General features: G+C 32.2%; 12 protein-coding genes and 1 other annotated feature. Of the genes, 5 read left to right on the forward strand and 7 right to left on the reverse strand.

Going from position 1 to position 14,091, the window contains the following annotated elements:
* Window positions 1-6 precede the first annotated feature (6 nt).
* From J2S72_RS03400 to J2S72_RS03420, 5 genes are all read left to right on the forward strand, one after another.
* On the forward strand, window positions 7-1,263 hold the full coding sequence (locus tag J2S72_RS03400) for a helix-turn-helix domain-containing protein (protein WP_307494978.1): 1,257 nt from the start codon (window positions 7-9) through the stop codon (window positions 1,261-1,263).
* A 152-nt stretch (window positions 1,264-1,415) separates the two neighbouring features.
* Window positions 1,416-2,591, forward strand: a complete 1,176-nt coding sequence (locus tag J2S72_RS03405; RefSeq protein ID WP_307494980.1) for an ornithine cyclodeaminase family domain — start codon at window positions 1,416-1,418, stop codon at window positions 2,589-2,591.
* Window positions 2,581-3,675, forward strand: coding sequence for a putative NPN-dependent ornithine cyclodeaminase (locus J2S72_RS03410; RefSeq protein WP_307494981.1), 1,095 nt, complete (start codon window positions 2,581-2,583; stop codon window positions 3,673-3,675). Before J2S72_RS03405 ends, J2S72_RS03410 begins: the two co-directional genes overlap by 11 nt.
* Window positions 3,676-3,785: 110 nt before the next feature.
* A complete protein-coding gene (locus tag J2S72_RS03415; RefSeq protein WP_023055370.1) occupies window positions 3,786-4,235 on the forward strand; it encodes a pyridoxamine 5'-phosphate oxidase family protein in 450 nt (149 codons plus the stop codon).
* A gap of 48 nt (window positions 4,236-4,283) precedes the next feature.
* The gene (locus J2S72_RS03420) at window positions 4,284-4,751 is read left to right on the forward strand and encodes a methylated-DNA--[protein]-cysteine S-methyltransferase (RefSeq protein ID WP_307494982.1); all 468 of its coding nucleotides are present in this window, start codon (window positions 4,284-4,286) and stop codon (window positions 4,749-4,751) included.
* 29 nt (window positions 4,752-4,780) lie between these two features.
* Here J2S72_RS03420 and J2S72_RS03425 read toward each other — a convergent pair whose 3' ends face one another.
* From J2S72_RS03425 to J2S72_RS03455, 7 genes are all read right to left on the reverse strand, one after another.
* The gene (locus tag J2S72_RS03425; RefSeq protein ID WP_307494983.1) at window positions 4,781-5,545 is read right to left on the reverse strand and encodes a YfjL-like protein; all 765 of its coding nucleotides are present in this window, start codon (window positions 5,543-5,545) and stop codon (window positions 4,781-4,783) included.
* Between the two features lie 136 nt (window positions 5,546-5,681).
* Window positions 5,682-8,399 (reverse strand): calcium-translocating P-type ATPase, PMCA-type, encoded by a 2,718-nt coding sequence (locus tag J2S72_RS03430; RefSeq protein ID WP_307494984.1) that lies wholly within the window; start codon window positions 8,397-8,399, stop codon window positions 5,682-5,684.
* 164 nt (window positions 8,400-8,563) lie between these two features.
* Window positions 8,564-9,856: a serine--tRNA ligase gene (gene serS / locus J2S72_RS03435; RefSeq protein WP_307494985.1), complete on the reverse strand. Its 1,293-nt coding sequence runs from the start codon at window positions 9,854-9,856 to the stop codon at window positions 8,564-8,566.
* A gap of 51 nt (window positions 9,857-9,907) precedes the next feature.
* Window positions 9,908-10,068: a binding site (T-box leader), on the reverse strand.
* A gap of 57 nt (window positions 10,069-10,125) precedes the next feature.
* Window positions 10,126-10,860: a hypothetical protein gene (locus J2S72_RS03440; protein ID WP_307494986.1), complete on the reverse strand. Its 735-nt coding sequence runs from the start codon at window positions 10,858-10,860 to the stop codon at window positions 10,126-10,128.
* A 9-nt stretch (window positions 10,861-10,869) separates the two neighbouring features.
* A complete protein-coding gene (locus J2S72_RS03445) occupies window positions 10,870-11,589 on the reverse strand; it encodes a DUF5058 family protein (protein ID WP_307494987.1) in 720 nt (239 codons plus the stop codon).
* Window positions 11,590-11,607: 18 nt separating this feature from the next.
* On the reverse strand, window positions 11,608-13,047 hold the full coding sequence (locus J2S72_RS03450; protein ID WP_307494988.1) for an amidohydrolase: 1,440 nt from the start codon (window positions 13,045-13,047) through the stop codon (window positions 11,608-11,610).
* A gap of 154 nt (window positions 13,048-13,201) precedes the next feature.
* Window positions 13,202-14,065, reverse strand: a complete 864-nt coding sequence (locus tag J2S72_RS03455) for a polyphosphate kinase 2 family protein (RefSeq protein WP_307494989.1) — start codon at window positions 14,063-14,065, stop codon at window positions 13,202-13,204.
* Between the last annotated feature and the right edge of the window lie 26 nt (window positions 14,066-14,091).

Below are 14,091 nucleotides of genomic sequence, written 5' to 3' on the forward strand. Positions count from 1 at the left end.
GTTAATATGAACAGCTCAAATTATATTGAAATCCAAGGCACTTATTCAACAACTTTAAGAGAAGGTCAAATTGCAAGCTTCGATTTGGAAACTGATTTGAACTCTACAAGACCTCTCTTACATAAACAATCAAGGTTTCTATACATAACTGACGGCAAGGGAAAAATTTTAATCCAAAATCAAGTACATATAATGGAACCCGGCGTTGTGATTACTCTTTTGCCTTGGCAGATAAGTGAAATAATTGAAGTAAGCGAACCTATAAGCTACTATCTTTTAATTTATTCTTTTGATCTTATTAATAATGTTATAAAAAGGATTTTTAACATAGATAACGAAGAGTTTAACATGGTTGATCTTTTATACAAAAACAATTCCATTTTTTTAAATGAATCGGATAGTCGTAAATTTAAGAGAATTTTTGAAGATATCCGTGATGAAGTAGGCATGAGAAGTGTTGACATAAATACTAATAAAATGGATTTTTCAGGTATTTATGTGGTAAGTAAACTTACAGAACTTATTGTTGAATATTTAAGACATACTAAAAAAGAATATAAAAATGAAAACACTCCTCTTCCTTCAGAAGAAATTTTTCAATATATGTACTTAAATTCTCAAAAGAAGATAAGTTTAAAAGAAATGTCAAGAATTTTCTTAATGAGTGAATCTTCAATTTCTCGTTATATATATTCCATGACAGGTCTTGGCTTTTATGATCTGTTAAATGAAATGAAATATGCCAAGGCAATTTTCTTTCTTCTTTATACAGACATGAACCTGGAAGAAATAGCTGAAATCTTAAATTACACCGATGCCGCTCACTTTTCAAAGACCTTCAACAATCGTAATGGAATGGGTTCAAAAAAATTCAGAGAAACTTATCAAAATATAAATAAAATTACTCATATAAAGCACGATGAAAATACTGGTCAAATGATTGATTACATTTACAAAAATTACTACAAAAATTTAAATATAAATTTAGTATCAAAAAAATTTGATATGACTATAACTTCTATAAATGATTCTCTAAGATACCTGGTGGAATTAAATTTCTCAAACTTTTTAAATAGAATTCGTATAAATAAGGCAGCAAGTCTTTTATTAAATACTGATAAAACTATAACCGATATAGCTCTTGAAGTTGGTTACAATTCTACTAAAACTTTTAACAGAAACTTTTTAAAATTTATGAAAATTAATCCTGGAGAGTTTAGAGCCCTTGTAACTGAACAAAATGACAAGGAAAAAAGCTTTTAGGAAAAAGTTGCCACATTTTTTTGTATTTAATTGAATAATATTTATGTAAACCTTGAATCTTCAAGGTTTATTTCTTTTTCTAACCTTTGTTAAAACACAAAATCATATTCCTATGATACAATTTAAGTAAATAAAATATAAGGAGGAGACTCATGAAATTTGAATTGCCACTTTTTACATGTCCTGATTTCTCTCAAGATAAATACAAAGATATGGGACAGGTAAATTTTGCAAAAGTTGAAAAAGACGGTGTAGCTCCTGATGGATTCTATCTGACTACACACATGCCCACTTTTTATCATGTAAATGGTAAATGGCATTTACCCGAACACAACTCACTAAACTGTGTTGCAGTTCTTGAAAACGGAAAGATAATTATTAAAGAACTTAGAGACTTAAAAGTTGGTGAAGAAGTTGCCCTTGGAAGAAGTCGTGACGGAAGTGAAGGTATTTTAGAATATAAAGAAGGCTTCCCACAATCTGTTTATAACACTCCAGGAAAAGCTGTAGAAACTTCTTTTTCAAGAGATTATGACACTTTATTCTCTCAAATGGAATATGAAAGAGATAACGGCGGATATATAGTTTGGGTTCTTGGACCTTCAGTTGTATTTGACCATGACACAAGAATTGCCTTAAACCACCTTGCAGAAAATGGATATATTAATTGTCTTCTTGCAGGAAATGCAATGGCTACTCACGACCTTGAAGGAGGTTTCTTAGGTACAGCTCTTGGACAAAACATCTACACTCAAGAAAATGTTCCTATGGGACACTATAACCACCTTGACTTGCTAAATGAAGTAAGAACAATTGGTTCAATCAAAAAATTTATTGATGCTGGAAATGTAAAAGACGGTATTATTAAAACTTTAACTCAAATGGATATACCTTATGTTCTTGCAGGTTCAATTCGTGATGACGGACCTCTTCCTGAAGTTCACGGTGATGTTGATGATGCTTTAACAGCTGTTAAAAAAGAACTTGATAAGGCTACTTTAATAATAGGTCTTGCAACTATGCTTCATAATGTAAGTACTGCAAACCTTGCTTCAAGTTACAGAATACGTAAAGACGGAAAAATTTCACCTGTTTATATGTATGTAATAGACATAACTGAAAATATTGCAAACAAAGTTTGTGCAGCAAGAGAAAATGTTGCTTGTATCCCTATGATTACAAATGTTCAAGACTTTGTAGTTAACTGTGAAAAAGCACTTGTAACTCCGGCAGATAAAACTTTCGCAAGAGAAATGGAACTTCCGGAAGAAGAATATGTAGAACTTGATAAAAAACAAAAGGAAGGGGAAAGAAACAATGAAATTTGAAATGCCAAAATATCATCATCCCGACTTTGAACAAGATTTTTTAAAGAATGCACCTAATGTTACTCTTGAAGAAGTAAAAGTTGATGGAATAAGCCCAAGACACTATCATGCCCTTTCAGTTTACCCTGAATATTTCAAGATTAACGGAAAATGGGTTTTAGCTACTCAAAGTAGAATGGACACTGTTTGTGTTGCAGATGATACACCGGGAAAAGAAAGTGTAAATATAGTTGAATTCAGAAACTTAAAAAAAGGCGACAAGGTTGTAATTGGTCGTACTGAAGACGGTTCTGAAGGAATTTATATGTGGACACAAGGCTTCCTTGAAGATACACAAGAACTTGATACTTTTGCTTTTAGAGCAGGACGTTCAAGAGAAACTGCTTTCAGTGTTGACTACGATACTCTTTATGAAGTATTAAGACATGAAAAAGCAAACAATGGATATGTAACTTTAATTGTAGGTTCAGCTCTTGCCCTTGATAGAGATTCAAGGTTAGCTCTTGAAAGACTTATAAGAAACGGTTATGTTCAAGCAATTTTCTGCGGTACTGAAACAGCAGCTTTTGACCTTGAAAAAGGAATCTTCGGAACATCTTGGGGACAAGAAACTTTTGAAAGAGAACAAAATACAACACAAAACTTATTTGATACAATAAATCTTGCAAGAAAATACGGTTCAACAAAGGCTCTTTGTGAATCAGGAAAAGTAAAAGACGGCTTTATGAAAGCCTGCGTTGAAATGAATGTACCTGTTGTAATGGCAGGAACAATTCGTGATAGACTTGGTCTTCCTGAAACAATAAACAATGTTTACGCTGCACAAAATGAAATGAGAAAGCACGCTCGTAAAACTTCAACAATTATAATGATGGGTGCTATTCTATATACAATAGCAACAGGAAACATGACTCCTTCTTACAATGAGTTTGACGGACTTATAAGACCTGTTTACATGTATACAATAGATATACAAGAATTTGCCGTAAACAAACTTTCAGATAGAGGAACTTTAACAGCTGTATCAATGGTTACAAACGTACAAGACTTTATCAGAAATGTAGATAGAGCTCTTAACGGCTGATAATTGACAAAAAAAGCGGTTTTTTATAAAATATAATTAACCCTTGGGACAATATTTTATATTGTCGGGACGGCTTAAGGCCGTCCTTTTTATTTTATTAGGAGGTAATTATGAAAAAATATCTTACAGAAGAAGAATGTTACGAAATATTGGATAAGGCTGATTACGGAACTCTCGCCCTAAGTCAAGGAGAAAGACCCTACTTAATTCCCATGAACTATACTGTAATAGATGGAGAAATTTATCTTCACACTGCAATGAAGGGAAGAAAAGTCGACATACTTAAAGAAAATAAACGTGCAGCTTTTTCTATTGTCATCTCCCACAAATTAGTGGAAGAAAAATTTACCTTCAATTTCACTTCCATCCTCTATGAAGGCCTTGCTCAAATAGTTGAAAATAAAAATGAAAAAGTAAAAGTTCTTGAATCCTTAGTAAAAAAACACTCCAAAAACTTTTTACAAGAAGCAAAAAAAGTAATAGAAAGATCCTGTGACCATACCCTCATAATAAGACTTAAAAAGGAAAAACTTACAGGTCGATTAAGTAAAATGGATTAAAAATTTAATAAAAGAAATTAAATTTTTAAGTTTTTTATGGAGATAAAAATGAAATTTGCCTACTATAAAACGGACTTTGATCCTGATAAAACTTTTATAGAAATAGGTTATGAAAAGGATTTTATAAAATCTATAAAACTTTTGGACGGGATTTCTCATAAAGATGAAAAATCAAAAATAAGCGACCAATGTTTTAAAGAGTTGGAAGAATATTTTAAGGGCAAAAGAAAAAAATTCACTGTAAAATTTAAGGCTCAGGGAACAGAATTTCAAGAAAAATGTTGGAAAGAACTTTTAAAAATCCCCTACGGTCAAACAAAAACCTATGGTCAAATTGCTGAAGAAATAAAAAATCCCAAAGCTGCAAGAGCTGTGGGAAATGCAAACAATAAAAATCCCCTATGGATAATAATCCCTTGCCACAGGGTTATAGGAAAAAATGGAAGTTTAACAGGTTATGCCGGTGGACTTAAAATAAAAGAAAAGCTTTTAAAACTTGAAAAAGAAAATTTATAGGAGGTATAAATACCTCCTATTTTTTATTTCTATTCTTCATCTTTTTTCTCTTGACTTTGAACTTCTTTTAAATGTTTCAATTCCTTAAGGTCTCCCTTTCTTATAGTTTCAGCCTTTATATCAAAAATTGAAAGGGCATTTTCCCAAGAAACAGCTTCTACATTTTCTTTTCTATCCTTTCCAGGAACAAGTATTATGGAAAATTCTTCAGTTTCAAGAGGACTTGAGTCCATAATCTTTTGAAGTTCTTTAAGAATTTTTAAAGCTTCTTCAAAACTTGGATTTTCACAGAAGCCATAAGCATTTGCCTTAACTTGATAGGGAAAATTATTAAAATCAATTTTTTCATCTATGGTGAAAATATTTTTATAGCCATCCTTTTCTATTGGCTCAAGGGTTATTTTATATGGAAATTTATTTTCCTCTTCAATTTTTCTTCCATATTGGTAAAGCCCCTCCATAAATCTTGAATATGTGTTAAATATCCTATCTCCATAAGTGTCATATATAAGTCCTCCCAACTTATTAAAGCTGAGGACAAAATTACTGTCAATACTATTTTCATCTCTTAAATGAATATCATAAGTTCCAGATTTAAAATTGTAGATGGTCTTATCTCTTATTAATTTAAGGTCTTTATAATTGTTTTCTATGTATTTATCCGCCGTCCTATCCACTAAAATTTTTGAAATCGGATTGCCGAAAAAGGAATTTGCTATAAATAAAAATATAAGTAAAAGGACTATTAAAAAAATCTTCCCTATTTTATATAAAGTTTTATTTTTTTCTTTCATAAGTTTGCTCCCTTCCTATGAATTAACAAATATCTTATCTTAAAAATATTATACATGAAATTGAAAAAAATCGGCAAAAAGAATTTTATCTTTATATTGCCGATTATTTTTAATATATTTTTAATTTATAAAAAGATCAATCTTCTATTTCCTTATAGGGATTTTCTCTGTGAAATTTTGAAAATCTTATTACTTTTTGAATTTCACCAAGGATAAGAGGAATGAAGCCTCCTATTAAAACAACTATCCATTCACGAAGACCTATATTTTCCAATTGGAAAAGTTCTCTTACGTGGGGCACATACATTACAATTACCATTAGTAAAAATGAAAAAGCTGTTGCTAAAACTAATTTACTATTGGAAAAAGGTCCTATGTGCCAAATTGTATATCTTATAGATCTTGAAGAATAAGATCTTAAAAGTTCTGCAAGAATTAAGGTTCCAAATGCCATTGTCCTTGCATATTCAAGACCTATGCCTTCTTTCCCGAACCACTTTAAGCCTATTATATAAGCACCTATTGTTGCAATTGTTATTGCTATTGATTGAACTATTACTGTAATTCTTATTTCATCATCAAGTATTGGTTCTTTAGGACTTCTTGGAGCTTCGTCCATTATTCCTTCATCACCCTTTTCTACTCCCAGAGCAAGGGCTGGAAAAGAATCTGTTACTAAATTTAACCACAAAAGTTGAATCGGAATAAGGGGTACAGGAAGATTTAATAAAATTGAAATTAAAACTATTAAAACTTCTCCTATGTTGCAGGATAACAAATAGGAAACGAATTTTTTAATGTTTGAATAAATTATACGACCTTCTTCAACAGCATTTACTATAGTTGCAAAGTTATCGTCTGTTAAAATAACTTCTGCAGTTGATTTGGCAACATCCGTTCCTGTTATACCCATTGCAATACCAATATCAGCTTTTTTTATTGCTGGAGCATCATTTACTCCGTCTCCGGTCATGGCAGCTATGTGTCCATTTTGTTTTAAAGCTCTTACAATTTGTACTTTATTTTCAGGGCTTACTCTTGTGAAAACTCTCTTTTTCTTAACAACTTCTCTTATTTCTTCTTCAGTCATGTTGTTAAGTTCTGCCCCTACTATGGCTTCCGAAGCATCTTTTGCAATGCCCAGTTCCTTTGCTATGGCAAGTCCTGTTTCAAAATAATCTCCCGTTATCATAATTGGAATTATTCCTGCTCGTTTACATTCTTTTATTGCTTCTTTTGCTTCTGGTCTTGCAGGATCTATCATGCCTGTAAGTCCTACAAATACCATTTGATTTTCAATAGTATCTGAATTTATATTGTTGGGAAGCTCTTCAAAACTTCTGTAGGAATATGCTAAAACTCTCAAAGCTTGTCTTGCAAATTCTATATTTTTATTTAAAATTTTTTCTCTTTTTTCTTCTGTTAATTCCTTAATTTCTCCATCTTCAAGGATGTGACTGCATCTTTGTAAAATTATATCCGGTGCACCCTTTGTAAAGGAGACAACTTTTTCTTTATAGTTATGAAAAGTTGTCATCATCTTTCTTTCAGAATCAAAGGGGATTTCTTCAATTCTTTGGTGATTTTTATTTAAGTGAGCTACTTTTGTTCCCTGCTTTTCAGTAAAGGTTAAAAGAGCAATTTCAGTAGGATCTCCTCCTATTTGAACTTTTTCCCCGTCAAAACCAAGTCTTGCATCATTTGTAAGACCGGCTATATCTGAAAGAATTTTTAAATCTTCTATATCTTCAATTTTTTTATCCTTTGAAGAAAGTTGTCCCAGGGGAACATAACCTGTTCCGGAAACGTCTATTTCCGCATTATCTACAAAGGCTTTTACAACTGTCATTTCGTTTTGAGTAAGGGTTCCTGTTTTATCTGAGCATATTACAGTTGTTGTGCCTAGGGTTTCTACTGCAAGAAGTTTTTTAACAATTGCATTTTTATCCGCCATCTTGCCCATGCCTAAAGACAATACTATTGTTACAATAGCAGGCAGTCCTTCAGGAACTGCTGCAACTGCAAGGGCAATTGCCGTCATAAACATTTCTAAAGTGTCATTTTTATATAATTTTCCTACAATAAAAACTATTATACAAATACCAATTACAAGAAGACCCAGGGTCTTTGAAAGGCCTGCAAGTTTTTTTTGCAGGGGAGTTTCTTCATTATCTACAAGGGCTATAGAGGTCGCTATCTTTCCTATTTCACTTTGGTGACCTGTTGCTACTATAAGGCCTTTTCCACGTCCATATGAGACCACTGTGGAGCTGTAGGCTATGTTTTTTCTATCTCCTATTCCCTCATCTTGGGTATAAACTTTTTTTGCATCTTTTTCTACGGGAACTGATTCTCCAGTTAAAGAAGATTCATCAATTTTTAAGTTTTGAGATTCTATAAGTCTTAAATCTCCAGGAACTATATCGCCCGTTTCTAAAACAACCAAGTCACCTGGAACTAAAAGACCACTTTCAATTTCCATTTCTCTTCCGTCTCTTATTATTTTTGCCTTGGGAGAACTCATTTTTTGTAATGCTGCTATAGCTTTTTCCGCTCTTCCTTCTTGATAGAGGGATAAAATTGCATTTACAACAACTATGGCTATAATTATTACCGCTTCTACCTTATCTCCTGTAAATGCTGATAATATTGAAGCTATTATAAGAATTATAATCATAGGGTCTAAAAATTGGTCCTTTAATTTTTCAATTAATGGCTTTTTTTCTTCCTGTTTTAATTCATTTCTTCCATATTTTTTCAGGGCCTTATTTGCCTTTTCACTACTTAGCCCTTTTTTAATGTCCGATGAAAATAATTCTGCTGTTTCATCAATTTTCTTTTTATACCAGTCCATCTTACCTCCTATAAAAAAAAGACTTTTGCTTAAAAAAACAAAAGTCTTGCATACCTTTTAGGTTTTATCAACCGGGTTTAACCGTAATGACGATTGATAAATTTTTGCTACTCCCTAATGTATTATTATTTTATCAAAAATTCTTTAATTTTTAAACTTAAATTTTATTTATTTTTATTAGGAACTAATTTTTCCATACCGCCCATATATGGTCTTAAAGGCTCAGGAATTTTTACGCTTCCGTCTTCTTGAAGAAGATTTTCAAGAAAAGCTATTAACATTCTTGGCGGTGCAACTACCGTATTGTTTAAGGTGTGTGCTAAATAATTTCCGTCTTTACCCTTTAATCTTATATTAAGTCTTCTTGCTTGAGCATCTCCCAAGTTTGAACAAGAACCTACTTCAAAATATTTCTTTTGACGAGGTGACCAAGCTTCTACATCAAGAGATTTAACTTTTAAATCAGCAAGGTCTCCTGAACAGCATTCAAGGGTTCTTACAGGGATTTCAAGACTTCTGAAAAATTCTACAGTGTTGTTCCAAAGTTGATCGTACCAATAGGGAGAATCTTCTGGTTTGCAAATTACAACCATTTCTTGTTTTTCAAATTGGTGAATTCTGTAAACTCCTCTTTCTTCTATTCCGTGAGCCCCAACTTCTTTTCTAAAACAAGGTGAATAAGAGGTTAAAGTAAGAGGCATATCTTCTTCTGGACTTATTGTATCTATAAATTTTCCTATCATTGAGTGCTCGCTTGTGCCTATTAGATATAAGTCTTCTCCTTCGATTTTATACATCATATTTTCCATTTCTGAAAAAGACATAACTCCCGTTACAACATCACTTCTAATCATAAAGGGTGGTACATAATAGGTAAAGCCCTTGTTAATCATAAAGTCTCTTGCATAAGATAAAATTGCAGAGTGAAGTCTTGCTATATCTCCTCTTAAATAATAAAAGCCGTTTCCTGATGTTTTTCTTGCAGCATCAAGATCTATTCCGTCAAAAGTTTCCATAATATCTATGTGGTAAGGAACTTCATAAGAGGGAACTTTAGGTTCTCCGAATCTTTGAAGCTCAACATTTTCACTGTCGTCTTTTCCTATAGGAACTGTATCGGCAATCATTTGAGGAATTACCATCATTATTTCTTTTACTTTTGCTTCCAGATTTTTTTCTTTTTCTTCAAGGGAGTTTAGTTCTTCATTTATTTTATTGACCTCATTTTTAACTTCTTCTGCCAATTCTTTTTCTTTCTTTTGCATATGCATTCCGATTTGTTTAGAAAGGGAATTTCTTTTTGCACGAAGTTCATCACCCTTAGTTTTTGAATCTCTAAAATCCTTATCAAGTTCAATAACTTTGTCTACAAGTTTGATTTTTTCATCTTGGAATTTTTTCTTAATATTTTCCTTTACTAAATCAGGATTTTCCCTTAAAAATTTAATATCAAGCATTTTTTTCTCCTCTCAAATTTTATTTATTATTGCATAAAAAAACCGCCCCTATAAAGGGACGGTTTAACCGCGTTGCCACCCAATTTGATTCTTTCGAATCCTCTTTAAATGTATGACTCCGAGACGGATTCAAGTTTTACGACACTTTCTTGCACCAAACGAAAGCTCTCTTTAGCCGATACGACTTTACTATTTCTCTTCACAGTCTTATTAAATTAGCTTAAATTATACATTTAAATATTTTTAAAGTCAAGATACAAAGAATCTATCTATTTCTTTTCTTCTGTATTTGCAGGAATGATTTTTACAAGTCCTGTCTTAAGCATTATTTTTGCACAAATTACTGACATTATAATGGAAATTACAATCCAAATACCTTCTTTTCCTACAACTTTACCACCTGTCAAATGCCAAATAATCATAATTACTGCAGGAACACATAGGGGTAAAAGTTTATTCTTAACAGTATTTTTACCTGATTTATTTCCTGAAAGCATTGTATAGAATAAGGAACCAAATAGGGCAGGTAAAATATATTTAGATGCTACTTGAACTGGTTCTGATTGTAAAAATGGTTGAAGAGGAATTAAAAGAACAACTCCTAAGGCTATTATTAACATTGTAATAAGTGATGATGAAGCTATTGCAATCAAACTTATTACATCAGATTCTTCAGTGCCTTGTTCCAAGTTCATAAGAGCTTGAGCATTTAAGGCACAGGGAATTTTTAAGTTTGTAACATTTCCGGTTATATATGCAAGATAAGTTCCAGATCCTAAAATAGGTCCATAACTTATAAATTCTGCAAGAACTGTTGGAATGAAAACTGCAAGAAGAGTACTTGCTATGGCTAAAACTTCTTTTAAATCAAATCTTAAGCTGTAAGATACTGCAATTAAATATGGAACTAAAAGCATGGCACCTATACTTAATACAGATCCTATTCTTCCTACTCTGTGAATTGTATTAAAATATTTTGTTTTTTGTAAATCTTTATTATCCATGATTTCCTCCTATAAAAGCATGCTTTCAAAAATAATTGAAAGTCCCATTCCTACAATAAGTGCAAAGGCTAAAACAAATTCTTTCATCCAAGATATCTTCATCTTTTCTGCAAGTTTTAAAAGAATAATGGAAACTAAAAAACTTGCTGCAAAAACAAGAATGGAAACTTTTCCTTTAAGTAGTTGAGATATGGAAAGTACTGTAATCATTGCAAGAGTAAAGTAACCTATTATTAAAGTACCTTCTGCTCCACTCTTAGTTTTAAATTTTGTTACTCCCTTGTGGTAAGACTTACCTAAGAATATATTTAAAACTGCTGCAAAAATTATACTTATACTCATTACCATAAAAATTGCAGGAACTAAGTTTACATCCGTTCCATTTATAAATTCCGACATGTTTTCATAACCTGCAGCACTTGTTACCATACTTGCAGCAGTAAGCTCATACATAAGAGCTCCTATAACTGATAGTCTAAACCATGCCCAGGGTGTACCTACAACTGTAGATAAACTTGCAAGTCCTATGTCTATTGATACTGATGGCACTATAGAAAAAAGTACCGATGATTTTATAACCTTATTAATATCTTTATTTGTAAATCCCAATTCTTTTGCTCTTTTTATTGCAAGTTTTAATGATACTAAAATAAATGCAACTACTATAAGTAGGGAACAAATTACCATAATATATAGTGATTTTCCATTGACTATATCTCTAACGTTCATAATAACCTCCTGTTAAAATTATGCTTGAATTTTTGGATCTCTTATTTTTAATTCTTTAGGTATTGGAGAAATATATTTTTCTCCTCTTTCTTCAATTAATTCTTCTTTTGCTTTTTTTATAATTTCAGGATTATTTAAAGCTCTTATTGCAGTTAGGGCTAAAGTGCCAACTGCTCTATCCATACCTTTTTTTGCAATTTCAGTTTTTCCTTGAGAAACTCTTTGCCAAGAGTGAAGAGGAGTTGCAAAGGCTGCTGTTGAAATTAAACATTGGGCTGTGGGAACGCATTTACTAAAATCTCCAACATCTGTTGAGCCGTTTGCCATATCTGAATTTTTTCCCATTATTATAATGTCACTTATAAGGCCTTTTTCTGCATATTCCTTAGCCTTGGCCATGCCTACAAATCTTGACAGACTTTTTACGGTTCCGTCTATAATTTCAGGACTTAAAGTGGTCATAAATTTTTTTGCTTCCTTGTAATCTTCTTGACTATAATCTTGACCTCCTATATCTTTTAAAGCTTCTTCCATTAATTTTGTCAAAGTTGGGTTTGGAAGATAATCCGAAATCGCCAAATCAAATTCAACATCTAACTTAGTTCCTGTCATAAGAGCTGCACCTTTTGCACAATCTACAACTCTTTCATAGGCTGACATGGCATCTTCCATCCTTGGAGCTCTTATAAAATAATAAACTGCCCCACTTGCTTGAACTACATTTGGAGCCTTTCCTCCAACATCCAAGTACGAATAGTGCATTCTAATATCACTTTTAACATGTTCTCTTAAGTAATTAACTCCCACATTCATAAGTTCGCAGGCATCAAGAGCAGATCTACCTAACTCAGGAGATGCAGCTGCGTGAGAGCTTATTCCCTTAAATTTAAAAGTTGCAATTACATTTGCAAGAGATCCACATTCCCAAACAGAATTTACTGAAGCGGGATGCCAAGTAAAACCTATGTCCAAACCGTCAAAAATTCCATCTCTTGCCATAAATGTTTTTCCGGCATCTCTTTCTTCAGAAGGAGTCCCGAAAATTTTAATTGTTCCCTTTTTATTTTCTTTTTCCATGTAGGCCTTTAAAACAAAAGCTGCAGCTATTGCACCTACTCCCAAAAGATTGTGGCCACAACCATGACCAGCTCCTTTTTCTGTCAAAGCTTCCTGTTTCAAAGAACATTCCTTTTGGCTAAGTCCGGGTAGAGCATCATACTCTGCTGTAAAAGCGATTGCAGGCTTACCTTCTCCCCAAGTTGCCACAAAACTTGTAGGCATATCCGCAAGACCTTCTTTAACTTCAAAGCCTTCTTTTCTAATTGCATCGCAAAGAATTTTTTGGCTTTTAAATTCTTCTAGACCCAGCTCTGGATTGTCCCAAATGGCATCACTTAGCTTTCTGTAGCCTTCTTTCTTGCTGTCAATAATTTCTTTTACAATTTTTACGTCTTCCATTAAATCTCTCCCTTCTTTAAGTTTAAAAAAACTTTTATTTTAAGTATCATATCACCCTGCTAATAAACAATCAAATTAGCAAAATATAATATGATATACGTTTTCAAGTCATTTTACAAATAAAAAAGAGCAAAATTAATTGCTCTTTTAAAATCTATTCTTCTGCTTTTAAAATCTTTCTTGCTTCTCCCAGTTGACTTTCCTCTTCTTTACTCAATTTTGGAAATTCCGGATTCATTTTTTCAAGTTTTTGTCTTAAAATCTCGGAAATTAAAAACCTTGAAAACCATTTTTGGTCAGCCGGTAAAATATACCAGGGGGCATATTCCGTTGAAGTATTTTTTAAAACGCTTTCATAAGTTTTCATATATTTTTCAAAGTATTTTCTCTCTTCAATGTCTGAATAGGAAAATTTCCAATGTTTATCAGGTCTTTCAACCCTATCAAGAAGTCTTAAACGTTGTTCTTCCTTCGAAACATGTAAAAAGAATTTTAAAACTTCAAAGCCATTTTCATAAAGATATTTTTCAAAATCATTTATCTGTCTGTATCTTTTTTTCCAAACATCATCTTCAATTAATTCTTCAGGAAGATTTGAATTTTCTAAAAGATTATGAACTCTTGTAACTATAACATCTTCATAGTGACTTCTGTTAAAAATACCTATTTCTCCTCTTGCCGGAAGAGCCTTATTTATTCTCCACAAATAATCATGGTCCAGTTCTTCATTAGAAGGCTGTTTAAAAGCTCTCACAGGCGTTCCCTGAGGGTTTAAAGCGGTCAGGACATGTTTTATTATACCGTCTTTTCCAGCAGCGTCCATGGCCTGTAAAACTATTACAATACCTCTTTGGTTTTCAGCATATAATTTTTCTTGTAAAACTTTTAAAACTTCAAGATTTTCCGGTGTAAGTTCTTTTTTTGTAATATCTTTTTCAAAATCTTTTGGAGCTCTTGTTGAAAATTTTCCCAAGTTAATAGGCTTGTCATGTATAACCCTATATTTTTCAGTATTCATTTTTTAACTCCTTTCGTATTAAATAT

It is taken from the genome of Peptoniphilus koenoeneniae, assembly GCF_030812875.1.
Lineage (GTDB): Bacteria > Bacillota > Clostridia > Tissierellales > Peptoniphilaceae > Peptoniphilus_B > Peptoniphilus_B koenoeneniae.

What these genes read in the sequence shown, in the direction of transcription:
- J2S72_RS03400 (WP_307494978.1), top strand. Translation starts at nt 7, where the DNA reads ATGAACAGCTCAAATTATATTGAAATCCAAGGCACTTATTCAACAACT.
- J2S72_RS03405 (WP_307494980.1), top strand. Translation starts at nt 1,416, where the DNA reads ATGAAATTTGAATTGCCACTTTTTACATGTCCTGATTTCTCTCAAGAT.
- J2S72_RS03410 (WP_307494981.1), top strand. Translation starts at nt 2,581, where the DNA reads ATGAAATTTGAAATGCCAAAATATCATCATCCCGACTTTGAACAAGAT.
- J2S72_RS03415 (WP_023055370.1), top strand. Translation starts at nt 3,786, where the DNA reads ATGAAAAAATATCTTACAGAAGAAGAATGTTACGAAATATTGGATAAG.
- J2S72_RS03420 (WP_307494982.1), top strand. Translation starts at nt 4,284, where the DNA reads ATGAAATTTGCCTACTATAAAACGGACTTTGATCCTGATAAAACTTTT.
- J2S72_RS03425 (WP_307494983.1), bottom strand. Translation starts at nt 5,545, where the DNA reads ATGAAAGAAAAAAATAAAACTTTATATAAAATAGGGAAGATTTTTTTA.
- J2S72_RS03430 (WP_307494984.1), bottom strand. Translation starts at nt 8,399, where the DNA reads ATGGACTGGTATAAAAAGAAAATTGATGAAACAGCAGAATTATTTTCA.
- serS (WP_307494985.1), bottom strand. Translation starts at nt 9,856, where the DNA reads ATGCTTGATATTAAATTTTTAAGGGAAAATCCTGATTTAGTAAAGGAA.
- J2S72_RS03440 (WP_307494986.1), bottom strand. Translation starts at nt 10,860, where the DNA reads ATGGATAATAAAGATTTACAAAAAACAAAATATTTTAATACAATTCAC.
- J2S72_RS03445 (WP_307494987.1), bottom strand. Translation starts at nt 11,589, where the DNA reads ATGAACGTTAGAGATATAGTCAATGGAAAATCACTATATATTATGGTA.
- J2S72_RS03450 (WP_307494988.1), bottom strand. Translation starts at nt 13,047, where the DNA reads ATGGAAGACGTAAAAATTGTAAAAGAAATTATTGACAGCAAGAAAGAA.
- J2S72_RS03455 (WP_307494989.1), bottom strand. Translation starts at nt 14,065, where the DNA reads ATGAATACTGAAAAATATAGGGTTATACATGACAAGCCTATTAACTTG.